This window comes from Micromonospora coxensis (genome assembly GCF_900090295.1).
Classification (GTDB): domain Bacteria; phylum Actinomycetota; class Actinomycetes; order Mycobacteriales; family Micromonosporaceae; genus Micromonospora; species Micromonospora coxensis.
In genome coordinates, this window is sequence record NZ_LT607753.1 from 5,163,139 (window position 1) to 5,186,132 (window position 22,994).

19 protein-coding genes are annotated in these 22,994 nt (G+C 72.7%); 10 read left to right on the forward strand and 9 right to left on the reverse strand.

Going from position 1 to position 22,994, the window contains the following annotated elements; translation table 11 throughout:
• Nucleotides 1–361 precede the first annotated feature (361 nt).
• A complete protein-coding gene (gene rny, locus GA0070614_RS23620) occupies nt 362–2,128 on the forward strand; it encodes a ribonuclease Y (RefSeq protein ID WP_088978020.1) in 1,767 nt (588 codons plus the stop codon).
• Nucleotides 2,129–2,179: 51 nt separating this feature from the next.
• Here the strand turns inward: rny and GA0070614_RS23625 are convergent, their stop codons facing one another.
• From GA0070614_RS23625 to GA0070614_RS23640, 4 genes are read right to left on the reverse strand one after another with little or no spacing between them, the layout of a single operon-like run.
• Nucleotides 2,180–3,148, reverse strand: coding sequence for an amino acid ABC transporter permease (locus GA0070614_RS23625; protein ID WP_088978021.1), 969 nt, complete (start codon nt 3,146–3,148; stop codon nt 2,180–2,182).
• Nucleotides 3,145–3,852 carry an amino acid ABC transporter permease gene (locus GA0070614_RS23630; RefSeq protein WP_088978022.1) on the reverse strand — a complete coding sequence of 236 codons (708 nt, stop codon included), beginning with the start codon at nt 3,850–3,852 and terminating at the stop codon, nt 3,145–3,147. The genes GA0070614_RS23625 and GA0070614_RS23630 overlap by 4 nt, the downstream gene beginning before the upstream one ends.
• Before the next feature lie 39 nt (nt 3,853–3,891).
• A complete protein-coding gene (locus GA0070614_RS23635; RefSeq protein ID WP_088978023.1) occupies nt 3,892–4,767 on the reverse strand; it encodes a glutamate ABC transporter substrate-binding protein in 876 nt (291 codons plus the stop codon).
• Nucleotides 4,768–4,824: 57 nt separating this feature from the next.
• Nucleotides 4,825–5,580, reverse strand: a complete 756-nt coding sequence (locus tag GA0070614_RS23640) for an amino acid ABC transporter ATP-binding protein (protein ID WP_088978024.1) — start codon at nt 5,578–5,580, stop codon at nt 4,825–4,827.
• Between the two features lie 198 nt (nt 5,581–5,778).
• On the opposite strand from GA0070614_RS23640, the gene selD reads away from it, so the two are divergent.
• Together selD and GA0070614_RS23650 are read left to right on the forward strand one after the other, a co-directional pair.
• The gene (gene selD, locus GA0070614_RS23645; RefSeq protein WP_088978025.1) at nt 5,779–6,768 is read left to right on the forward strand and encodes a selenide, water dikinase SelD; all 990 of its coding nucleotides are present in this window, start codon (nt 5,779–5,781) and stop codon (nt 6,766–6,768) included.
• Nucleotides 6,769–7,051: 283 nt separating this feature from the next.
• Nucleotides 7,052–7,531: a hypothetical protein gene (locus tag GA0070614_RS23650; protein WP_088978026.1), complete on the forward strand. Its 480-nt coding sequence runs from the start codon at nt 7,052–7,054 to the stop codon at nt 7,529–7,531.
• 73 nt (nt 7,532–7,604) lie between these two features.
• On the opposite strand, the gene GA0070614_RS23655 is transcribed toward GA0070614_RS23650, so the two are convergent.
• Nucleotides 7,605–7,865 (reverse strand): DUF2277 family protein, encoded by a 261-nt coding sequence (locus GA0070614_RS23655; protein WP_231933369.1) that lies wholly within the window; start codon nt 7,863–7,865, stop codon nt 7,605–7,607.
• Nucleotides 7,866–7,885: 20 nt separating this feature from the next.
• Between GA0070614_RS23655 and miaB the strand changes: the two genes are divergently transcribed.
• Entirely contained in the window at nt 7,886–9,385 is a 1,500-nt protein-coding gene (gene miaB, locus GA0070614_RS23660) for a tRNA (N6-isopentenyl adenosine(37)-C2)-methylthiotransferase MiaB (protein WP_088979614.1), read from the forward strand.
• Between the two features lie 310 nt (nt 9,386–9,695).
• On the opposite strand, the gene GA0070614_RS23665 is transcribed toward miaB, so the two are convergent.
• Together GA0070614_RS23665 and GA0070614_RS23670 are read right to left on the reverse strand one after the other, a co-directional pair.
• Nucleotides 9,696–11,333, reverse strand: coding sequence for a cellulase family glycosylhydrolase (locus GA0070614_RS23665; protein ID WP_088978027.1), 1,638 nt, complete (start codon nt 11,331–11,333; stop codon nt 9,696–9,698).
• A gap of 571 nt (nt 11,334–11,904) precedes the next feature.
• Nucleotides 11,905–13,113, reverse strand: a complete 1,209-nt coding sequence (locus GA0070614_RS23670) for a DUF349 domain-containing protein (RefSeq protein WP_088978028.1) — start codon at nt 13,111–13,113, stop codon at nt 11,905–11,907.
• A 213-nt stretch (nt 13,114–13,326) separates the two neighbouring features.
• On the opposite strand from GA0070614_RS23670, the gene GA0070614_RS23675 reads away from it, so the two are divergent.
• The 4 genes from GA0070614_RS23675 (at nt 13,327) to dapF (ending at nt 16,387) form a co-directional block, all read left to right on the forward strand.
• Nucleotides 13,327–13,815, forward strand: coding sequence for a hypothetical protein (locus GA0070614_RS23675; RefSeq protein ID WP_231933370.1), 489 nt, complete (start codon nt 13,327–13,329; stop codon nt 13,813–13,815).
• Nucleotides 13,816–13,906: 91 nt separating this feature from the next.
• The gene (locus GA0070614_RS30315; protein WP_157745070.1) at nt 13,907–14,626 is read left to right on the forward strand and encodes a class III extradiol ring-cleavage dioxygenase family protein; all 720 of its coding nucleotides are present in this window, start codon (nt 13,907–13,909) and stop codon (nt 14,624–14,626) included.
• Nucleotides 14,611–15,534, forward strand: coding sequence for a tRNA (adenosine(37)-N6)-dimethylallyltransferase MiaA (miaA, locus tag GA0070614_RS23680; RefSeq protein WP_408630784.1), 924 nt, complete (start codon nt 14,611–14,613; stop codon nt 15,532–15,534). The genes GA0070614_RS30315 and miaA overlap by 16 nt, the downstream gene beginning before the upstream one ends.
• Before the next feature lie 7 nt (nt 15,535–15,541).
• Entirely contained in the window at nt 15,542–16,387 is an 846-nt protein-coding gene (gene dapF, locus GA0070614_RS23685) for a diaminopimelate epimerase (RefSeq protein ID WP_088978029.1), read from the forward strand.
• Nucleotides 16,388–16,557: 170 nt separating this feature from the next.
• On the opposite strand, the gene GA0070614_RS23690 is transcribed toward dapF, so the two are convergent.
• Complete coding sequence (locus GA0070614_RS23690) at nt 16,558–18,030, reverse strand: NAD-dependent malic enzyme (RefSeq protein WP_088978030.1); 1,473 nt, start codon at nt 18,028–18,030, stop codon at nt 16,558–16,560.
• A 175-nt stretch (nt 18,031–18,205) separates the two neighbouring features.
• On the opposite strand from GA0070614_RS23690, the gene hflX reads away from it, so the two are divergent.
• Both hflX and GA0070614_RS23700 read left to right on the forward strand, forming a co-directional pair.
• Nucleotides 18,206–19,657, forward strand: coding sequence for a GTPase HflX (gene hflX / locus GA0070614_RS23695; protein WP_088978031.1), 1,452 nt, complete (start codon nt 18,206–18,208; stop codon nt 19,655–19,657).
• Between the two features lie 49 nt (nt 19,658–19,706).
• Nucleotides 19,707–21,524, forward strand: a complete 1,818-nt coding sequence (locus GA0070614_RS23700; RefSeq protein WP_088978032.1) for a hypothetical protein — start codon at nt 19,707–19,709, stop codon at nt 21,522–21,524.
• A 119-nt stretch (nt 21,525–21,643) separates the two neighbouring features.
• Here the strand turns inward: GA0070614_RS23700 and lexA are convergent, their stop codons facing one another.
• Nucleotides 21,644–22,426 (reverse strand): transcriptional repressor LexA, encoded by a 783-nt coding sequence (gene lexA / locus GA0070614_RS23705; RefSeq protein WP_088978033.1) that lies wholly within the window; start codon nt 22,424–22,426, stop codon nt 21,644–21,646.
• Between the last annotated feature and the right edge of the window lie 568 nt (nt 22,427–22,994).

Here is a 22,994-nt window from a genome sequence, read left to right on the forward strand (position 1 = left end):
CAGGCTAAGCGCACAACATAGATCGCGTAACAGAACAGCATCACTTTGGCCAGCTCCACCGGCCTGTGACGGCGACTCCGGACGGCCGGTCCGGAGTGGTCCGACAACTGCAACCGGCTGTCGACGGTGCCGCCGGCACCGCCGACGGAGAGCTGTACCCACGGCCAGCCGCTCGGTCGGGCGTCCAGGGCCGCGGCGGTTCGTGCCCGAGGCACGGTTCGCCGCGGCGTCGACGTTCAGGGGAGGCGGCCATGGCGGGGCGGCACAGGGACCACGGGTCCCGAGGGGGTGTCGGCGGGCGCGGACCAGCCGGCGAAGCGCGACGCCCCCGTTCCGCGGTGCGGTGCGACGGGGCGCGGTCATGAGTGCCGTCGAGGTGGTGCTGCTCGTCGCGGTGGTGCTCCTCTCCGTGATCGTCGTCGGCGCCGTCCTGTTCGGGGTGCGGGTGGTGCGGCAGCTCGGCGCGGCGCCCCGGCCGGAGGATCCGGCGTTCATCGCCGAGAAGGACCGCCAGGAGCAGTCCCTGGCCGCGCTGCGCACCGCGGCCGACGAGGCCAACAGCACCATCGACGTGGCGAAGTCCGCCGCGGCGGCGGCCCGCGCCGAGGCGGCTGCCGCGAAGGCCGAGGCGAAGGCGGCCCGGGCCGAGGCCAGGCGGGTGCTCGACGACGCCCGGGCCGAGGCCGACACCATCCTGGAGCGGGCCCACAAGCAGGCCGAGGTGGACGCCGAGCAGTTGCGCACCACCGCCCGGCGCAGCGGCGAGCGGGAGGTCGCGGTCCTCGCCGCCACCACCCGTGAGCAGGCCGCCGAGGTGGAGCGCCGGGCGGCCCGGATGGACGAGCGCGAGCGGTTGCACACCGAGGAGGTGGAGCGCCTCGCCGAACGGGAGCGGCAGCTCACCGCGGCCAGCGCCGCCCTGGCCGAACGCGAGGGCGCCCTGGTCGAGCGGGAGGCCGCGCTGGCCGCCGCCGAGGAGCAGCGCCGCCGCGAGCTGGAGCGGATCGCCGGGCTGACCGCCGAGTCCGCCCGCGCCGAGCTGATCGAGGTGATCGAGACGCAGGCCAAGCGGGAGGCCGCGCTGCTGGTCCGGGACATCGAGTCGGACGCCCGGAACACCGCCGAGCAGCGGGCCCGGCACATCGTGGTGGACGCGATCCAACGGGTGGCCAGCGAGCAGACCGCGGAGAGCGTGGTCAGCGTCCTGCACCTGCCCGGGGACGAGATGAAGGGGCGGATCATCGGCCGGGAGGGGCGCAACATCCGCGCCTTCGAGTCGGTGACCGGGGTCAACCTGATCATCGACGACACCCCCGAGGCGGTGCTGCTCTCCTGCTTCGACCCGGTACGCCGGGAGGTCGGCCGGCTCACCCTGGAGAAGCTGGTCCTCGACGGCCGGATCCACCCGCACCGGATCGAGGAGGTGCACGAGCTGGCCCGGCAGGAGGTGGAGGAGCTCTGCCACCGGGCGGCCGAGGACGCCCTGGTCGAGGTCGGCATCACCGAGATCCACCCCGAGCTGGTCACCCTGCTCGGCCGGCTGCGCTACCGCACCTCGTACGGGCAGAACGTGCTCAAGCACCTGGTGGAGACCGCGCACATCGCCGGCATCATGGCCGCCGAGCTGCGGCTGGACGTGCCGACCATCAAGCGCTGCGCGTTCCTGCACGACATCGGCAAGGCGCTCACCCACGAGGTGGAGGGCAGCCACGCCATCATCGGTGCGGACCTGGCCCGCAAGTACGGCGAGAACGAGGACGTGGTGCACGCCATCGAGGCGCACCACAACGAGGTGCCGCCGCAGACCATCGAGGCGGTGCTCACCCAGGCCTCCGACGCCTGCTCGGGCGGGCGGCCGGGGGCCCGGCGGGAGAGCCTGGAGGCGTACGTCAAGCGGCTGGAGCGGATCGAGGAGATCGCGGCCGGCAAGCTCGGCGTGGAGAAGGTCTTCGCCATGCAGGCGGGCCGGGAGATCCGGGTGATGGTCAAGCCGGACGACGTCGACGACATCGGCGCGGCGGTGCTCGCGCGGGACGTGGCGAAGCAGATCGAGGAGGAGCTGACCTACCCCGGCCAGATCCGGGTGACCGTGGTCCGGGAGTCCCGGGTCACCGAGATCGCCCGCTGACGGACACGACGAAGGGCCGGCCGCGATGGCCGGCCCTTCGTCGTACGAGGATCAGACGCCGTGGCCGGTGGACTCGGACTGGGAGGCCAGCGCGGCGGGTGGGGTCTGGGCCGGGACGCCGGTCGACTTGCGGCCCTGGGAGAGCCGGCGCTGCACGTACTGCGCCAGCTTGGACAGCGAGTAGTTCACCACGATGAACAGCACGCCGATCACCACGTACACCTGGATCGGGTTGCCGAGCACGCCGATGATCTGCTTGCCGATGTTCAGGGTCTCCTCGTAGCTGATGATGAAGCCCAGCGAGGTGTCCTTGAGCACCACGACGAGCTGGCTGATCAGCGCCGGGAGCATGATCCGGAAGGCCTGCGGCAGCAGGATCATCCGGGTGGTCTGCATCGGCGAGAGGCCGATCGCGGCGGCGGCCTCCGCCTGTCCGCCGGGCAGCCCCTCCATGCCGGAGCGCAGGATCTCGGCGATGACCACCGCGTTGTAGATGGTCAGGCCGATGACCAGGTACCAGAGGGTGTCGAAGGTGATGCCGAACTCGGGGAAGCCGCGGGCCACGAAGAAGATCGTGATGACCACCGGCAGGCCCCGGAACACCTCGACGCAGACCCGGGTGACCGCGGACAGCGTCAGGCTCAGCCCGCGCAGCAGGTACGCCACCGGCGTGGCGAGCCCGGTGAACCGTCGCTGGGTCAGGCTCTTGAGCTGGATCCGCAGCACGGCGAGCAGGGTGCCGACGACCAGGGACGCGACGATGGCCAGCGCCGCCGCGATCAGGGTGTTCTTCAGGCCGATGCCGATCCGGTCCCAGACCAGCGGGAAGTTCTCGTTGGCGGGGTCGACCAGCGGCCCCCACAGCTCCATCGAGAACTGGCCCTTGTCGTCCAGCGGTCGGTAGATCAGGAAGTACGCCCCGACGGCCAGCACCACCGTGGCGACGATGCTGCTGATCAGGGTGATCCGCCGCTGGCGGGGGCCGGGGACGTCGTAGAGGACGCTGGTCTGCTGACTCATCGGGCCACCGCCTGTCGCTTCTCCAGCCGGTCCAGCAGGGCGCCGAGCGGCACGGTCATGATCAGGTAGCCGATCGAGATGCCGATGGCGACCGGGATGAAGGCGTAGCCCTCGGCTCCGGTGAGCTGGTCGGCCGTGGCCGACAGGTCCCCGACGACGCCGAAAAAGCCGATCAGCGCGGAGTTCTTGATCATCGCGATGATGACCGAGCCGAGCGGGACCACCGACGCCTTCCAGGACTGCGGCAGCACCACGTACCGCAGGTTCTGGCCGAAGGTGAGGCCGAGCGACCGGGCGGCCTCGGCCTGCCCGGCCGGCACCGCGTTCACGCCGGAGCGCAGCGCCTCGCAGACGAACGCCGCGGTGTAGAGCACCAGGGCGATCAGCGCGAACCGGAAGTACGGCAGGTCCGTGTCGAGCCGGCTGAAGATCGCGTCCAGCCCGGGGACGCGCAGGAAGTCGGCGTTGGAGCCGAGCGCCGGCAGGCCGAACGCGGCGAAGAACATCACCACCGTCAGCGGCATGTTCCGGAAGACGTTCACGTAGCCGGTGCCGAGCGCGCGCAGCGGCGGCACCGGAGAGATGCGCAGCACCGCCACGACGGCGCCCAGGATCAGGGCGCCGATCGCGGCGAGCACGCAGATCTGGAGGGTGAGCCAGAAGCCACCCGCAAAGACGTCGAACTTGTCGATGAGCACGTTCACGGGTCGGTGTTCCTCCCCACCCTCCAGATCAGCGGTCGGTCAGTAGCGGTTGACGGTCGGAGCGGCGCCCAGCTCCGCGCCGAACTTGCCGGCGGTGTCGTCCCACGCCTTCTTCCAGCTGCCGTCGGCGAACGCCTTCTCCAGCGTGTCGTTGATGAAGGTGCGGAAGGCCGCGTCCTCCTTCTTGACCCCGATGCCGTACGGCTCCTTGGTGAAGTTGTCGCCGGCCAGCTTGAAGGACGCCTCGTCCTTGGCGATGTAGCCGAGCAGGATCACGTTGTCCGTGGTGACCGCGTCCACCTGGCCGCCCTTGAGGGCGTCGCGGCACTTGTCGTACGTGTCGAAGAGGACCACCTGGGTGGCGACGTCCTTGACGTACTTCTTGATCTCCTCGGCCGGGGTCGAGCCGGTCACCGAGCAGACCTTCTTGGTGCCGTCCTTGAACGAGTCCGGACCGGTGATCGTGGTGTCGTCCTTCTTGACCAGGATGTTCTGGCCGGCCTCGTAGTACGGGCCCGCGAAGGCGATGCGCTCCTTGCGCTTGTCGTTGATCGTGTAGGTCGCCGCGACCAGGTCGACGGTGCCGTTGACGATGACGTCCTCACGGACCTTCGACGGCGTCTCGACGTACTCGATCTTGTCCTCGGGGATGCCGAGCTCCTTGACGATGATCTTCGCGATCTCGACGTCGAAGCCCTCGGGCTTACCCGACAGGCCCTTCTGGCCGAAGCCCGGCTGGTCGAACTTGGTGCCGACCTTGATCTTCTGGGCCTTGTTGAGCTTCTCCATGGTGCTGCCGGCCGGGAAGGACTTGCTGCCGGCGCCGGTGCCCTCTTCGGCGTCGCCACCGCAGGCGGCCAGGCCGAGCGCCAGGGTCGCCGCTGCGGCGACCGCCGCCACGCGCTTGAAACGCATACTCATCTCCTTCTTGGACGGAACCCACCGGGGGACGGCGCGGTCCACTACGGACGCCTAGTGCGTGAGGATCTTGGAAAGGAAGTCCCGGGCCCGCTCGCTGCGCGGGTTGGCGAAGAACTCCGCCGGCGGGGCGTCCTCGACGAGCTGCCCGTCGGCCATGAAGATGACCCGGTTGGCGGCGTGCCGGGCGAAGCCCATCTCGTGGGTCACCACGACCATGGTCATGCCGTCGCGCGCCAGCGAGGTCATCACGTCGAGCACCTCGCCGACCATCTCCGGGTCCAGCGCGCTGGTCGGCTCGTCGAAGAGCATCGCCTTGGGCTGCATGGCCAGCGCGCGGGCGATCGCGGCCCGCTGCTGCTGGCCGCCGGAGAGCTGGGCCGGGTACTTGTCGGCCTGGTTGGCGATGCCGACCCGGTCGAGCAGGGCCAGGCCGCGCTCGCGGGCGACGGACGCCTTCTCCTTGCGGACCTTCACCGGGCCGAGGGTGACGTTCTCCAGGATGGTCTTGTGCGCGAAGAGGTTGAACGACTGGAAGACCATCCCGACCTCGCTGCGCAGCTTCGCCAGCGCCTTGCCCTCGGCCGGCAGTGGCTGCCCGTCGAAGGTGATGGTCCCGGAGTTGATCGGCTCCAGCCGGTTGATCGTCCGGCACAGCGTCGACTTGCCGGAGCCGGAGGGCCCGATCACCACGACGACCTCACCCTTGCCGACGGAGAGTGACACGTCGTCGAGCACGTGCAGGGGGCCGAACCACTTGTTGACCCCGTCCAGCACGATGAGCGGTTCGCCCGTCGCCACGTCGTCCACCGTCCCTGTCGTCGTCCCGGAAAGCGGGGTCGGTCGACCCCCGGTTTGGGCAACTGTAGGCGGGGTGACGTGGCGGAACGCAACTCAGATGGTCACGGAGCGGTAACACCGGGGCGCGCCGTCCCGGGGCGTCCGAATTCCGCCATTCGGCGGCGCGCTCCGGTGGCGGGCGGCACGTCCGACGGAGATCATGTGGGGATGACCGAGCGGCTCCGCCTGACCGATTACGCCCGGGGTGGCGGCTGCGCCTGCAAGATCCCTCCCGGCGAGCTGGAGACGATGGTCGCCGGGCTCGCCCCGGCCGTCGGCGCCGCCGAGCTGCTGGTCGGGCTGGAGCACGGCGACGACGCGGCCGTGGTCCGGCTGGACGAGCGCACCGGTCTGGTCAGCACCGCCGACTTCTTCACCCCGGTCGTCGACGACCCGTACGACTGGGGCCGGATCGCCGCGGCCAACGCGCTCTCCGACGTGTACGCCATGGGCGGCACCCCGCTGGTCGCGCTCAACCTGCTCTGCTGGCCGCGCGAGGTGCTCCCGCTGGAGTTGGCGCGGGAGGTGCTGCGCGGCGGTCAGGACGTCGCCCGGGAGGCCGGCTGCCACCTGGCCGGTGGGCACAGCGTCGACGACGACGGCCCGAAGTACGGCCTCGCCGTCACCGGCGTGGTCCGCCCGGACGAGCTGATCACCCTGGACGCGGGCCGGGCCGGCCTGCCGCTGTCGCTGACCAAGCCGCTCGGCGTCGGCGTGCTCAACACCCGCCACAAGCGCACCGGCGAGCGGTTCGACGCGGCGGTCGCCACGATGACCACGCTGAACCGGGACGCGGCCCGCGCGGCGGTCGCCGCCGGGGTGCGCTGCGGCACCGACGTGACCGGCTTCGGGCTGCTCGGGCACGCCGCGAAGCTGGCCCGGGCGAGCCGGCTGACGGTCGCTATCGACATCGCCCGGGTGCCGTACCTGCCGGGGGCGCGCGAGGCGGTCCGGGACGGGTACGTCAGCGGCGGCACCCGCCGCAACCTGGACTGGGTGTCCCCGTGGACCGACGCCGGCCCGGCCGACGAGGCGGAGCGGCTGCTGCTGGCCGACGCCCAGACCTCCGGCGGGCTGCTGGTGGCCGCGGAGGTGCCGGGCGGCACCGTGATCGGCGAGCTGCTGCCCCGGGGCGAGCACCTGGTCGTGCTGCGCTGACCGTCGCCGCCGGGCCCCGCCGAGTCGCCGGTGCGGCACCCGGTGCACGAGGCCCGCCGGTGAGGTGACCGGTGCGCCACGCGCGGGCGGGGGTCCGCCGGAGTGGGCACCATACCCGATAAACTGTCACCTTCCCGCTACTCGGAGCAATGGCGCTCCAGGAAATTTTGCCCGGAATGGTCACAGACCGGTAACTTGCCCCCGGCTGAGGTCATATGCACCCCACCATCGTCTGTAAGGCCCGATCCGGAGGCCGGTGGGACGAACGCAGCGAGGAGGCGGCGTGACCGAGCTGTGGAACTGGAGAATCGACCGGGCGGCACCCGTGGAGGTGTACCCGGCGCTGGCCGAGGCGCTCGGCCGGGTGGTGATGCCCCTCGCCATCGCCGACCCGGCGCGGCTGCCCACGTACGCGGTGGTCTGCGACGTGTGGGAGGCGCCGGGGGAGTTCGGCACGGTGGTGGACTGCTACGGGGTGCCGGAGTCGCTGAACGAGCAGCGCGCGATCGCGGCGCTGGCCCGGCTGCTCGACCGCAACTGCCTGATGGCCGACGACACCCTCGACGCGGGCCGGCACCTGCTGGTCGCGCCGGACGGCACGATCCGCCCGGTGCACTTCGACGTGACCGAGACCGACGACGGCGAGGTGCTGACCGGCCGGCGGCTCTGCACGCTGACCCACCCCGGCTGCCGGGGCTGGTCCCGCTGCCACCGGTCGAGGTGGGCCCCCGACTCGGTCAACCCGGCCCTCGCCGCCGCCTGACCCGGGCCGCCCCTGACCCGGCGTCGGCCCTGACCCGGGGTCGGCCCGGAGGCGGGCCGCCGAACCCCGACGGTCAGCGGGTGGCGGCGGGGCGGGAGCCCCGGACCTGCAACTGCTCCAGCAGGGTGGCGGTGGCGGCGGCCACGGCGCGTACCGCGGCGTCGAAGGCCTCGGCGTTGTGGGCGGCAGGGGCGCGGAACCCGGAGATCTTCCGGACGTACTGCAACGCCGCCGCCTCGACGTCGGCCTGGGTCACCTGCGGCACGTACGGTTCGCGCAGGGTCTTGATGCTCCGGCACATGGGCTGCTCCTCGTTCGGGGGATCCCGGTCCATCCGGATACGCTGTGCACGTCATGACTACCGCAGCCGAGCGCAGCCCGCGCACCTATCAGGTGCGCACCTACGGCTGCCAGATGAACGTGCACGACTCCGAGCGCATCTCCGGCCTGCTGGAGCAGGCAGGTTACGTCCGCGCCGGCGAGGTCGACGACAACCCGGACGTGGTGGTGTTCAACACCTGCGCCGTCCGGGAGAACGCCGACAACCGGCTCTACGGCAACCTCGGTCATCTGCGCCCCGTGAAGGACAAGCACCCCGGGATGCAGATCGCCGTGGGCGGCTGCCTGGCCCAGAAGGACCGCGGCGACATCGTCCGCAAGGCCCCCTGGGTGGACGTGGTCTTCGGCACGCACAACATCGGCTCACTGCCGGTGCTGCTGGAGCGGGCCCGGCACAACGCCGCCGCCGAGGTGGAGATCCTGGAGTCCCTCGACGTCTTCCCCTCCACGCTGCCGACCCGGCGCGAGTCCACGTACGCCGGCTGGGTGTCGATCTCGGTCGGCTGCAACAACACCTGCACGTTCTGCATCGTGCCCTCCCTGCGCGGCAAGGAGAAGGACCGCCGCCCCGGCGACATCCTCTCCGAGGTGCGCGCCCTGGTCGACGAGGGCGTGCTGGAGGTGACCCTGCTCGGGCAGAACGTCAACTCCTACGGCGTCGAGTTCGGCGACCGGTACGCCTTCGGCAAGCTGCTGCGTGCCTGCGGCGACATCGACGGGCTGGAGCGGGTCCGGTTCACCAGCCCGCACCCGAAGGACTTCACCGACGACGTGATCGCCGCGATGGCCGAGACGCCGAACGTCTGCCACTCGCTGCACATGCCGTTGCAGTCCGGCTCCGACGACGTGCTCAAGGCGATGCGCCGGTCGTACCGGTCGGAGCGCTACCTGGGGATCATCGAGAAGGTCCGGGCGGCGATGCCGGACGCGGCGATCACCACCGACATCATCGTCGGCTTCCCCGGCGAGACCGAGGCCGACTTCCAGCGCACCCTGGACGTGGTGCGCGAGGCCCGGTTCTCCTCGGCGTTCACCTTCCAGTACTCCAAGCGCCCCGGCACCCCGGCCGCCACCATGGACGGCCAACTCCCCAAGCAGGTCGTGCAGGAGCGCTACGAGCGGCTGATCGCCTGCGTGGAGGAGATCACCTGGGCGGAGAACAAGCGCCTGGTGGGGGAGACCGTCGAGGTGCTGGTCGCCGTCGGCGAGGGACGCAAGGACGAGCGCACCGGCCGGATGTCCGGCCGGGCCCGCGACGGCCGCCTGGTGCACTTCGACGCGGGCAGCCTGGTCGGGCAGATCCGCCCCGGCGACATCGTGCACACCACGGTCACCTACGCCGCGCCGCACCACCTCAACGCCGACGGCGAGCCGCTGTCGCACCGGCGTACCCGGGCCGGTGACGCGGCCGAGGCGGGGCGCTCCCCGCGTACCCCCGGGGTGCTGCTCGGGCTGCCCACGGTCGGTGCGCCGGCCGCGACGCCCGCGCCGACGACCGGCTGCGCCGCCCACTGACGCGAGGTCGGGGCTCGCCACGCCGGCGGGCCCCGACCGCTTCCTCCCCCGGACGCTCAGACCGAGATCCGGCCCGCGCGTGGAGGCCACGCCGTAGCCGCCGTTGTTGCGGTAGTAGTTGTTGAACACGTGCACCGGGTTGCCGAAGCGGACCGTCGAACCAGTTGTGGTGGTCGATCCAGATGTTGGTCGCCGACTCCTGCACGTTGATCGCGTCGTCGTTCCAGTTCCGCACCCCGTTCCCACCTGGACAGAGATCGGCGGCCGCCACCCTCCTGGTGACGGCCGCCGATCACGGAGACGGTGGTGCTCAGCAGGCGACGCCGCCCAGCTTCACCGAGCCCGGCGCGGACGCCGCGCCGTTGGCGGTGAAGCCGATCGTCACCGACGCGCCCGCCGCGAGCGACGGCGACCAGGTCGGCGCGGCGGCCGTCACCGTCGTGCCGGACTGGGTCACCGTGGCGTTCCAGCCGCTGGCCAGCGTCACCCCCGACGGCCAGGACCAGGTCACCGACCACGGGTTCACCGCCGCCGTGCCGGTGTTCTTCACGGTCAGCTCACCCTGGAAGCCGCCCTGCCACGCGTTGACCTGCTTGTAGGTCGCCGTGCAGGCGCCCGCCGGCGGCGGCGTGGTCGGGCTGCCGGTCGGCGTCGCGGTCGGGCTGCCGGTCGGGCTGCCGGTCGGGCTCGCGGTGGGCGAGCCGGTGCCGCCACCCACCGGTGGGATCAGGTACGGCTGGAGGATCGCCTGCTTCGCGGTGTTGATGGTGGTCCAGTCGTCCAGCGCGATGCCGCCGGTGTCACCCGAGTTCGGGTTCCACGACCAGTAGGTGAAGGACATCCCGTTGACCCCGGTGCCGGTGTAGGCCATCAGGTTCTCCAGCCAGACCTTGTCCCGCGGATCCTGCAACGTGGTGCCGAACTCGCCCATCATGATCGGCGCGATGTTCTGCTTGTGCAGGTAACCCCAGTACTTGTCCCAGATCGCCGGCATGTTCGCCGGGTAGTCCGGGGCCTTGAACCAGGACTGCTCGTAGACGCTGGTGGCGTACTCGTGCGGCGAGTAGACCAGCCGGTTCGCCACGTTCAGCCGGACCGGGAAGTCCTTGGCCTTCGACAGGTTGCCGCCCCACCAGCCGCAGTCCTCGTCGTTGCTGGGGTCGTTGTCCCAGACGTTCGACAGGCCGCCGCTGGGGCAGCTCACCCCCTCCACGAAGATCAGCCAGTTGGGCTGCACCCCGAGGATCGCGTTGCCGGCCCGCTCGGCGGCCAGCCGCCAGTCGCGGGCGGTGTCCCCGCAGCCCCAGCAGGCCCCGGTCGCCGCCGGGTTGGTGCCCTCGGCGTGCGGCTCGTTGTGCAGGTCCGCGCCGATCACCGTGGGGTTGCCCGCGTACCGCTGGGCGAGCATCTTCCAGTCGTTGATCCAGGTCGCCTCGGAGACCGTCGAGGTGTACCAGAGCGGCGACTGCCCGGCCGAGGTGGGCCGGTGCCGGTCCAGGATGACCCGCATCCCCTTGCTGCCGGCGTAGTCGATGACCTTGTCGAGGATCTGCAACGGGGAGAGCCCGACCAGATCCGGGTTGACGAAGTCGTTGATCCCGCTGGCCGTCGCCCCCGGCTTCAGCGCGTCGTTCGAGTACGGGATCCGCAGGGTGTTGTAGCCGAGGCCGGCCATCTTGTCGAGCTGGCCGCGCCACGGGTTGTTCGACCAGAGACCGTGGAAGGTCTTGTTGTCGGTCTCCATGCCGAACCAGTTGATGCCGGTCAGGCGTACCGTCGCGCCGGTGCTGTCGACGATCTTGTTGCCGTTGGTGCGCAGGTAGCCGGTGCCGGTGCCGCCGACGGCGGCGGCAGCCGGTGAGGTGCTGACGGCGGCGGCGACGAGCACGCCGGCCGCGGCGGTGGCGAGCGCGGTCAGCGCGCCACCGAGGGCGGTGGGTCGGTGCATCAGGGCTCCACTTCGGATGCCCGCGCCGCGCGAGCGCCGCGGGCGGAAGGACCAAGGGAGACGGCCCGCTCGTCATCGGGTACGCGGACGAGCGTCAACGGGCCGTGTCACGTGGACGGCCACTCGCGGACAGTGCCGGCGACCTCCGACGGCGCCCCGCGCCGCCGGTGCCCTCGCGCCGGTGATCGACCTGACTCTGCGCCCATTCTGATCAGCGCACCTCGATGCGTCAACCGGCCCGACCAGCCTCGACCCAGGACGACGCTTTCCTGCCCACGCGGCCCGGCACCGCACCGCTCGCCTCACGCGGCCCGGCACCGCACCGCTCGCCGCCCCCGCCCACCCGTGCTCCCCGCTCCGCCGCCCCGCGCCCGTGCTCCTCCGCGCCGCCGCCCCTCACGGTGAGCGCCGCGCACTTTCAGAGAATGAGTGCCTATTCCACGTCGAATAGGCACTCGTTCTCTGAAAGTGCACGCGCGAGGGGGGTGGGGGGCGGGGTGCGGGGGTGGGGTGGGGGAAGGGGCGAGCCCTCGGTCCCGGGTGGGGCCGAGGGCTCGCGGGAGTGGTCGGGTCAGCCGGCCTGCTCGGCCAGCTGGAGGAACTGCCGCTTGGAGGCGAGGGCCTGCTCGGCCTCCTTGATCCGGCGGGCGTCCCCGGCGGCCTGGGCGCGGGCCAGCCGCTCCTCCGCCTCGGCGACCTGCGCCCGCATCTGGGCGAGCAGCGGGTTGTCCTGCGGGGTGGTGCGCCGCCAGGCCGAGTCCATGACCTCGCGGACCTTGTCGTCGACGGCGCGCAGCCGCCGCTCCAGCCCGGCGGCGGCCTCGCGCGGCACCCGGCCGGCCTCGTGCCACTGCGCCTGGATCTCCCGCAGCTTGGCCTGCGCGCCCTTCGGGTCACCCTCGACGTCGAGCGCCTCGGCCTCGGCGAGCAGCGCCTGCTTGCGCTCCAGGTTGGCCCGCTGCTCGTTGTCCCGGGCGGAGAAGACCTCACTGCGCCGGCTGAAGAACGCGTCCTGCGCGGCGCGGAACCGTTCCCAGAGCTTCTGCTCGGCCTCCTTGGAGGCGCGCGGGGCGGCCTTCCACTGGTTCATCAGGTCCTTGAGCTGGTTGGCGGTGGCCGCCCACTCGGTGGAGTCCTTCAGCTTCTCCGCCTCGGCGACCAGCTCCTCCTTGACCGTCTGCGCCTGCTTGCGCTGCTGGTCGAGGGAGGCGAAGTGGGCGCCCCGGCGGCGGGTGAAGCCGTCCCGGGCGGCGGCGAACCGCTTCCACAGCTCACCGTCGATCTTCTTGTCGACCCCGCGGATGGTCTTCCACTCGTCGAGGATCTCCTTGAGCCGGTCCCCGGCGGTCTTCCAGCCGGTCGACTCGGCGGCGAGCTTCTCCGCCTCCTCGACCAGGGCGGTCTTGCGGGCGAGCGCCTCGACCCGGGCCGCGTCCTTGGCGGCGCGTGCCTCGCCGGCCTTCTCCTCGGCGACGGCGGCGAGCTTGTCCAGCCGCGCGGCCAGCGCGTCGATGTCGCCGACGACGTGCGCCTCGGCCAGTGAGGCGCGGATCCGGCGGATCGTGGTCAGCGAGTGGCCGGCGTCCGCCGCGCCCGAGTTGAGCCGGGCCTCGGTGAGGTCCACCTCGGTCACCAGGTCGGCGAAGCGCCGGGCGAAGTGGGCCAGCCCTTCCTCCGGGGCTCCCGCCTGCCAGGATCCGACCACCCGCTCGCCCTCGGCGGTCTTGACGTACACGGTGCCGTCCGCGTCCACCCGTCCGAAGGCAGTCCAGTCGCTCATGTGCCCATCCTCGTTCTCCCGGCGTCGACGGGACAGCCCCCTCGATCGCCGCCACGGCGCAGCCAAGTTGCTCTCGGCATTGTCACAGGTCCGACCCCGTCCGCGTCGAGCGCCTGTCTCTGACCGTGACCATACGGTGTCCTAGCACCCACAGACAGGCTTCCTGGGGGGAGTGTCGCAATCGGACGTACGATGTACGGTACAACGTACGAGGTGCCGGACGCACGGATCCGGCCCGCCGAGGAGGAGCAGATGACGCAGTCCCGCAGCCGGATGACGCCCCCGGTCGACGAGGGGTTCGTGCCCGACGCGGCCGACCTGGCCGCGCTCGACGAGTGGTTCCGCCGGTACGACGCGCTCGCCGAGGCGGGCGACGTGGCCGGCACCGCCGAGCTGGCGATGTTCCCGCTCAACACGGTCACCGACGACGCGGCCGGGGAGGGCTCCGCCCGCCAGCTCGACCGCGCGGCGTACCTGGAGATGATGGGCGGAGTGCTCGGTGGCGGGGGCGACCTGCGGATGGAGTCGCGGCGGACGCCGTACTTCCTCACCCGCAGCCTCGCCGTCGTCCTCACCGAGGCCGAGTTCACCGTCGACGGCGAGCGGCAGCGGGTGCGCTACGCCGACCTGCTGGTCAAGGTCGACGGCCAGTGGCGGTTCCAGACCATGGTGCAGGGCGGCTGGGGCGGCCAGGCGGGCTGACCATCGGCGGCGACCCGGCGACCCGGCGCCCCGCCGGCCCGGACCGCCGGGCCAGGGGCGCCGGGCGCCACCGGGCCGATACGGTTGCCGGGTGCCCCTGGTCGCCGCCGCCGTCTGCCCCCACCCGCCGCTGATCGTCCCCGAGCTGGCCGGCGCCGCCGCGCCGGAGCTGGACGACCTGCGTACCGCCTGCGACGCCGCCGTCGCCGGGCTCCTGGACTCGGGCGCCCGCCGGATCGTGGTGGTCGGTGACGGGCCGGCGACCCGCTCCTACGGCCTGCCCTTCCACGGTTCGCTCGCCCCGTGGGGGGCCGACGTCGAGGTCTGTCTCGGCAGCCCGCGCCCGGACCGGCCGGACCTGCTGCCGCTGAGCCTGACCATCGGGGCGTGGCTGCTGCGCCGCAGCCCGACCGGGCCGTCCTCGGTGGCCCGGATGCACGCCCTGGCCGCCGACGCCGACCCGGCCGACTGCGCCGCGCTGGGCGGCGGCTTCCGCGCCGACGTCGACTGGGGGCTGCTGGTGATGGGCGACGGGTCGGCCTGTCGCGGCCCGAAGTCGCCCGGCTACGACGACCCGCGCGCCGAGGCGTACGACGACGGGGTCGCCCGGGCCCTGGCCGACGCGGACGCCGCGGCCCTGCTCGACCTGGACCCGGCGCTCTCGGCGGAGCTGAAGGCCGCCGGGCGGGCGCCCTGGCAGGTGCTGGCCGGCGCGGCCCGCGCGGCGGGCGGCGAGTGGCGCGGCGAGCTGCGCCACTACTCGGCCCCCTACGGCGTTGCCTACTTCGTGGCGTCCTGGGAGCGGGTGTGAGCGGCACCGTCGTGGCCGTGGTCGGGCCGACCGCGGCCGGGAAGTCGGCGCTGAGCATCGCCCTCGCGCACGCCCTCGACGGCGAGGTGGTCAACGCCGACTCGATGCAGCTCTACCGGGGCATGGACATCGGCACGGCGAAGCTGACCCCGGCCGAGCGGGAGGGCGTGCCGCACCACCTGCTCGACATCTGGGAGGTGACCGAGCCGGCCAGCGTCGCCGAGTACCAGAAGCTGGCCCGCGCCGCGGTCGACGACATCCTGGCCCGGGGCAAGGTGCCGCTGCTGGTCGGCGGCTCGGGGCTCTACGTGCGGGCGGTGCTGGAGCAGTTCGAGTTCCCCGGCACCGACCCGGCGGTGCGGGAGCGGCTGGAGGGGGAGTTGGCGGCCGTCGGCCCCGCCCCGCTGTACGAGCGGCTGCGCGAGGCCGACCCGGCCGCGGCGGCGAGCATCCTGCCCGGCAACGGCCGGCGGATCGTGCGGGCCCTGGAGGTGATCGAGCTGACCGGCGCGCCGTTCACCGCCTCCCTGCCGCAGCCCACGCCGTACTACCCGGCGGTGCAGCTCGGCGTCGACCTGGACACCGCGCTGCTGGACGAGCGGATCGCGCTGCGGGTGGACCGGATGTGGACCGACGGGCTGGTCGACGAGACGCGGGCGCTGCTCGGGCGCGGCCTGGCCGAGGGACGTACCGCCAGCCGGGCGCTCGGCTACCAGCAGGTGCTGCGCTTCCTCGCCGGCGAGACGACCGAGGCCGAGGCGCACGACGAGACGGTCCGGGCCACCCGCCGGTTCGTCCGCCGGCAGCGCTCCTGGTTCCGCCGCGACCCGCGCGTCCACTGGCTGGACTCGGCCGCGCCGTCGTTCACCGACACTGCCCTGCGAACGGTGGCCGCGCATCGGGGATGATGGGGGCGTGGAGTTCACCAAGGGCCACGGCACCGGCAACGACTTCGTCATCCTGCCCGACCCGGACGGCACGCTGGACCTGACGCCGGGGCTGGTCGCCGCGATCTGCGACCGGCGGCGCGGCGTCGGCGGCGACGGCGTGCTGCGCGTCGTCCGGGCCGGTAAGCATCCCGAGGGCGCCGGCCTGGCCGGCGAGGCCGAGTGGTTCATGGACTACTGGAACTCCGACGGCTCGTTCGCCGAGATGTGCGGCAACGGGGCCCGGGTCTTCGTCCGCTACCTGCTGGAGACCGGGCTGGCCACGCCGTCCGGCGCGGCGCTGCCGGTGGCCACCCGGGCCGGCGTCGTGCGCGCGCGGGTCGGGGCCGACGCCATCGCCGTCGAGATGCGCCGCCCCCGGGTGTACGACGCGTCGACCGCGACCCTGGGCGGGCTGACCCTGCCCGGCGCGGCGGTGGACGTCGGCAACCCGCACCTGGTCTGCGCGCTCCCCGCCGGGCTGGACCTGGCCGGCCTCGACCTCACCCGCGCGCCCGAGTTCGATCCGACGGTCTTCCCGGCCGGGGTGAACGTCGAGTTCACCGCCCCGGGCGAGCCGGTCGCCGGCGCCGACGGGCACGTGCTCATGCGGGTGTACGAGCGCGGCTCCGCCGAGACGCTCTCCTGCGGCACCGGGGCGTGCGCGGTCGGCGCGGTGGCGCTGCGCGACGCCGGCCTCGACACCGGCACCGTGGCGGTGGACGTCCCCGGTGGCCGCCTCACCGTCACCGTGACCGACGACTCCTGCTGGCTCTCGGGCCCGGCCGTCCTGGTAGCCACCGGCGAACTGGTCCCGGCGGCGCTGCACCCCTGAACTCCGGCCCCGGCCACCCGGCCGGACCGCCCGCCCCGGTCGCCCGCTGTGCGGTGATCAAGAAGTTTGCGTCCCTCCCGCCGCCGATCGCGTCCCCAAACCTCTTGATCACCGGAGCGAGGCCGCGGTGCGGCGGGCGGTGCAGGCGGGGAGGGGGCGCGGTGGGGCGGTCAGGGGGTGGCGGAGGCGTTGGCGGCGATCTCGGGGAGGTCGGCAGGGCCCGGGTCGGCCGCGGGGGGCGGGGTGGACGCCGGGTTCTGGGCCGCCGCGCGGACGGCCGCCGCGACCGCCGGGGCGACCCGGGAGTCGAAGACGCTCGGCACGATCACCGTCGGATTGATCTTGTCCTCGCCGACCACGTCCGCGATCGCCCGGGCGGCGGCGATCGCCATCTCCTCGGTGAACTCCTCGGCGTGCGCGTCCAGCATGCCCCGGAACACGCCGGGGAAGGCGAGCACGTTGTTGATCTGGTTCGGCTGGTCCGAGCGGCCGGTGGCGACCACGGCGGCGTGCTTGCGCGCCTCCCGGGGGTCGACCTCCGGGTCGGGGTTGGCCAGCGCGAAGACGATCGCGTCCTTGGCCATGGTGGCGATGTCGTCACCGGTGAGCAGGTTCGGCGCGCTCACCCCGATGAAGACGTCCGCGTCCCGGACCGCCCCGGGCAGGTCACCGGAGTAGTTGTCCCTGTTGGTGTTCTCCGCCAGCCACTGCCAGGCCGGGTTGAGCCCGCTCTGGCCGCGGTGCAGGGCGCCCTGCCGGTCGTACGCGATGATGTCGCCCACGCCCTGGCGCAGCAGCAGCTTCATGATCGCGGTGCCGGCCGCGCCGGCCCCGGAGACCACCACCCGGACGTCGGCGAGCTGCTTGCCCACGACGCGCAGCGCGTTGGTCAGCGCGGCGAGCACGCAGATCGCGGTGCCGTGCTGGTCGTCGTGGAAGACCGGGATGTCCAGCGCCTCGCGCAGCCGGGCCTCGATCTCGAAGCAGCGCGGCGCGGCGATGTCCTCCAGGTTGATCCCGCCGTACGCGGGGGCGATCGCCTTGACGATCTGCACGATCTCGTCGGTGTCCTGGGTGTCCAGGACCACCGGCCAGGCGTCCACCCCGCCGAAGCGCTTGAACAGCGCCGCCTTGCCCTCCATCACCGGCAGCGACGCCGCCGGCCCGAGGTTGCCCAGGCCCAGCACCGCCGAGCCGTCGCTGACCACGGCGACGGTGTTGCGCTTGATGGTCAGCCGCCGGGCGTCCGCCGGGTTCTCCGCGATCGCCATGCAGACCCGGGCCACCCCGGGGGTGTACGCCCGCGACAGCTCGTCCCGGGTGCGCAGGGACACCTTCGAGTGCACCTCGATCTTGCCGCCGAGGTGCAGCAGGAAGGTGCGGTCGGAGACCTTGCGCACGTCCACCCCGTCGAGCGCGGTCAGCGCGTCGACCACCTGGTCGGCGTGGCCGGTGTCGGCGGTGTCACAGGTGAGGTCGACGATCACGTGGGTCGGGTCGGAGTCGACCACGTCCAGCGCGGTGACGATCGCGCCGGCCTCGCCGACGGAGGTGGTCAACCGGCCGATGGAGGAGGCGTCCGCGGGCACCGCGATCCGGATCGTGATCGAGAATCCGGCACTCGGAAGTCGGGTGATGGCCACGCGGTTCCCTCCGTCGACGCTGAGCGGCTCGCCAGCATTTCTACTCGCCCACCCGGGCCGACGGGCAGCCGGCCCCGTATTTGCGGGGGTCCGTCACGGGCATATAGCGGGTGCGCCGGGCGTTGGCACATGTCAGGATTGCTTCCTACGTGACCAAACGGACAGGAGACTCAGTTTGCGAGACCAGGAGACCTACGTCCCCTTCGAGGACGACGAGCTCGACACCACCACCGGTGAGTTCGAGCTGTCGGAGCGGCAGGCGCTACGGCGGGTCCCCGGCCTCTCCACCGAGCTCACCGACATCACCGAGGTCGAGTACCGCCAGCTGCGGCTGGAGCGGGTCGTCCTGGTCGGTGTCTGGACCGAGGGCACCCAGGACGACGCCGACAACTCCCTCACCGAGCTGGCGGCGCTGGCCGAGACGGCCGGCTCGCAGGTGCTCGAAGGGCTGATCCAGCGTCGCAACCGGCCCGACCCGGCCACCTACATCGGCCGGGGCAAGGTCGACGACCTCGGTGCGGTGGTCCTGCACACCGGCGCCGACACGGTGATCTGCGACGGTGAGCTGTCCCCGTCGCAGCTGCGGAACCTGGAGCAGCGCACCAAGGTCAAGGTGGTCGACCGCACCGCGCTGATCCTCGACATCTTCGCCCAGCACGCCAAGAGCAAGGAAGGTAAGGCGCAGGTCGAGCTGGCCCAGCTCGAGTACCTGCTGCCGCGCCTGCGCGGTTGGGGTGAGACGCTGTCCCGGCAGACCGGTGGTTCCGGTCGAGGCGGCGGCGCCGGCGGCGGCGTGGGCCTGCGCGGTCCCGGTGAGACCAAGCTGGAGACCGACCGGCGCCGGATCCGCACCCGGATCTCCCGGCTGCGCCGCGAGATCAAGGGCATGAAGACGGTACGCCAGACCAAGCGCGCCCGTCGCTCCCGCAACGCCGTCCCGGCGGTGGCGATCGCCGGTTACACCAACGCCGGCAAGTCGAGCCTGCTCAACCGGCTGACCGGGGCGGGTGTGCTGGTCGAGAACGCGCTCTTCGCCACCCTGGACCCGACCACCCGCAAGGCCACCACCTCCGACGGCCGGCTCTACACCCTGTCCGACACCGTCGGCTTCGTCCGGCACCTGCCGCACCAGATCGTCGAGGCGTTCCGCTCGACGCTGGAGGAGGTCGCCGAGTCCGACCTGGTGGTGCACGTGGTGGACGGCACCCACCCCGATCCGGAGGAGCAGGTCCGCGCGGTCCGCGAGGTCCTCTCCGAGGTCGGCGCCGACCGGCTGCCGGAGCTGCTGGTGGTCAACAAGACCGACGCCACCGACGAGGAGACGCTGCTGCGGCTCAAGCGGCTCTGGCCGGAGGCGGTCTTCGTCTCCGCGCACAGCGGGCGCGGGATCGACGGGCTGCGTCAGGCCATCGAGGAGCGGCTGCCCCGCCCGGCGGTGGAGATCCGCGTGGTGCTCCCGTACGACCGGGGCGACCTGGTCGCCCGGGTGCACCGGCAGGGTGAGGTGCTTAGCACCTCCCACCTGCCCGAGGGCACCCTGCTGCACGTACGCGTCGGTGAGGCGCTCGCCGCCGAGCTGGCCCCGTACGCGGCGGCGGCGGAGCATGCGGTCGCCGGGGCGCGATAGCGCTCCCGGCGTCATCCGGACGCAACACGAGGCATGCGACACTGGCGCAATGCGCCGCGCTGTTTCCTCGGCCACGGTTGCCCTCAGCCTGCTGGGGGCGATCGTGGCGTGTCCCGGTGCCGCCACGGCGGCGCAGGCCGCCCCCGCGCCCAAGAAGCGTTGCACCGTCGAGGACCCGCGGCTGGACGAGTTGTCCGGGCTGGTCGCCACGAAGACCGGCTACATCGTGATCAACGACGGCTCGTTGCAGGAGAACCGCAAGCGGGTCTTCTACCTCGACAGCAAGTGCAAGATCGACAAGGAGCCGGTCCGCTACTCGGGGGCCGGCCCTTTCGACACCGAGGACCTCGCCCTCTCACCGGACGGCAAGACCCTCTGGATCGCCGACATCGGTGACAACCCGGGCAAGGAGCGGCGCAGCCGGATCGCGGTCTGGACCATGCCGGTCGGCGGCGGCAAGCAGCCGGTGCTGCACCGGTTGACGTACCCGGAGCAGAAGCCGCACGACGCCGAGGCGCTGCTCGTCGGCGCCGACAACCTGCCCCTGGTGATCACCAAGGTGCCCAGCGGCAAGGCGGAGATCTACACCCCGACCGCGAAGCTGAAGAGCGGCGGCGACACCGAGCCGGTGCCGATGAAGAAGGTCGGCGAGATCGCGCTGCCGGAGACCAACACCGACAACCCGCTGAACATCTTCGGCCGGGTGGCGATCACCGGCGCGGCCCGGTCGCCCGACGGCACGAAGGTGGTGGTGCGCACCTACGCCGACGCCTTCGAGTACGACGTCACCGGTGACGACCTCGTCGGGGCGCTGACCACCGGCAAGCCCCGGGTGACCCCGCTGGCCGACCCGTTCGGCGAGGCCATCGCGTACAGCCCGGACGGCAAGACCTTCCTCACCGTCTCCGACGCCGGGGAACTGGCCGCCGACGACCCGATCGACATCCTGGCGTACACGCCGTCGACCTCCGGGGCGGAGGCGTTGGCCGGGGCCGGCGACGCAGAGAAGCCGGCGGCGGAGAAGTCCTGGTTCGACACGCTCAGCCTGGACCAGATCACGTACCTGATCGCCGCGGTCGGTGTGCTCGGCGCGCTCCTGGTCGGCGCGGGCATCGTCGGGATCCTGCGGGCCCGCCGCCGGCCCGCCCCGGCCGACACCGGACGCGACGCCGACGATCCGGAGCGCGACGACCCGTTCTCGTCCGGCGCGATCGACCGGGGCGACGACGGCGCCGGCGGCGCGCGGGGCGGTGTCTACGGCGGTGCGCCCGCCGCCGGTGTCTACGGCGCCCCACCGGCAGCCGGTGGGCCCGTCCGCGCGCCGGCCGGTGGCGGTGTCTACGGCGGCGGCGCCCGTCCCGGTGGCCCGGCTCCCGGCGGCGCGCGACCCGCGGCGGCCGGCGCGCCCGGCGGCGGCGCCCCGGGTGGCCGTCCCGGTGGCGGCGTGTACGGCGGCGCCCGTCCGGCCGGTGGTGGCGTCTACGGCGGCGCGGCGGGTGGCCCGCCTCCGGGCGGTGGTGCTCCGCGTGGTGGCGCTCCGGCCGGTCCGCCCGGTCCGCCCGGTGCCGGCCCGCGTGGTGGCGTCCCGGCCGGTCCGCCCGGCGCCGCCCCGCGTGGTGGCGTCCCGGCCGGTCCGCCCGGCGCCGGCCCGCGTGGTGGTGGCCCCGCCGGTCCGCGCGGTGGCGCGCCGAACGGGGCCGCGCCCCGGGGCGGTGGCGTGTACGGCGGGGGTGGCCGGGCCGAGCCGCCGCGCCGTGAGCCCGGCCCGCGCGATCCCCGAGCCGCCCAACGCCGCGACGAGGGGTACGACGACCGGCACGGCTACGGCCAGCCGCCCGGCCGGGAGCACCGGGGCGAGCGGTACTAGGGCGTGTGTCGGAGTCCTCGGCCGGCCAGGGACTTCGACGCACGCCTGGCCCTGCGGGCACGGACACGACGACGGGGTGGTCGCTTCGGCAGCGGCCACCCCGTCGTGTCGGGTACGGGTCAGATCCGGCGCAGCACCGCGACGACCCGCCCCATGATGGTGGCGTCGTCGCCGGGGATCGGGTCGAAGGCCGGGTTCTGCGGCATCAGCCAGACGTGCCCGTCGCGCCGGCGGTACGTCTTGACCGTCGCCTCGCCGTCGAGCATGGCGGCCACGATGTCGCCGGCCTCGGCGGTCGGCTGCTGGCGGACCACCACCCAGTCGCCGTCGCAGATCGCCGCGTCGAGCATCGAGTCGCCCTTGACCTGGAGCATGAAGACCTCGCCCTCACCCACCAGCTCGCGGGGGAGCGGGAAGACGTCCTCCACCGCCTGCTCGGCGAGGATCGGCCCACCGGCGGCGATCCGGCCCAGCATCGGCACGTACGCCGGGGTGGGGCGCTGCGAGCGGCTCAGCTCGTCGTCGGCGTCGCTGGGGGCACGGACGTCCACCGCGCGCGGCCGGTTGGGGTCGCGGCGCAGGAAGCCCTTCTTCTCCAGCTCCTTGAGCTGGTAGGCGACGCTGGACGGGGAGACCAGGCCGACGGCCTCGCCGATCTCGCGCACGCTCGGCGGGTAGCCCTGGCGCTCGACCCAACTGCGGATGAACTCCAGGATCCGCCGCTGACGGGCGGTCAGGTCGACGGTGGCCGGGTCGGGGAAGCTGCTGACCACCGGGGTGACCGGGCGCACCGCCGGCTGCGCGGCGCGGCTGCGCGTGGTGCGGGGACGCCGAGTGGCCGGCGGACCCGCCTCGGCGATCGGCTGCGGGTTCTTCTGCCGGCTGGCCCGGTCCTCGGTCACGTCCGTCCTCCCTGGTCGGCGCTGGGTGCCTTGGCGGCTCGTGGTGCGTGCGGGGGTGTCGCGGGTCCGGGCCCGACGTCGTGCGACGCGCCCGGTCGTTCATGACCGTATAGGTGAGATCGGTCATTTTCAAACATCTGTACGACCTGCCGTCGGCGTGTCGGTGCGGAAATCCTGGAAACTCGAACGCGCGTTCTGATAAATGGTACGTCCTCGTCGAACTCGTGTTCGACCGGTAGGCCCTTTCGGCTCCGCCGTCCGTTTTCCGGGTCCGGACCGGACGGGCGGTAACCTCCGGCGCGCCCCGGCGGTTGGGTCTGTCGGCGGCGCGGCGGAGTGATCATCGAGGTGACGCGCCGGACACGCCGCCCAACTTGACCGCGCTCGGTCGGCCGCCTACGGTCAACCCCTAGATGTAGTAGTCACATGGGCGTAAGTCGCCTACAGGTTGGGTTCGACTACCGACCGCACTCCCGTACCGTCGACGACGGCGACGGTCACCGAAGGTGGCCCCGCCGGGTCGACGCGTGCCCGGAGGCGGGCGGCCCGGACCCGTGGTCGATCAAAG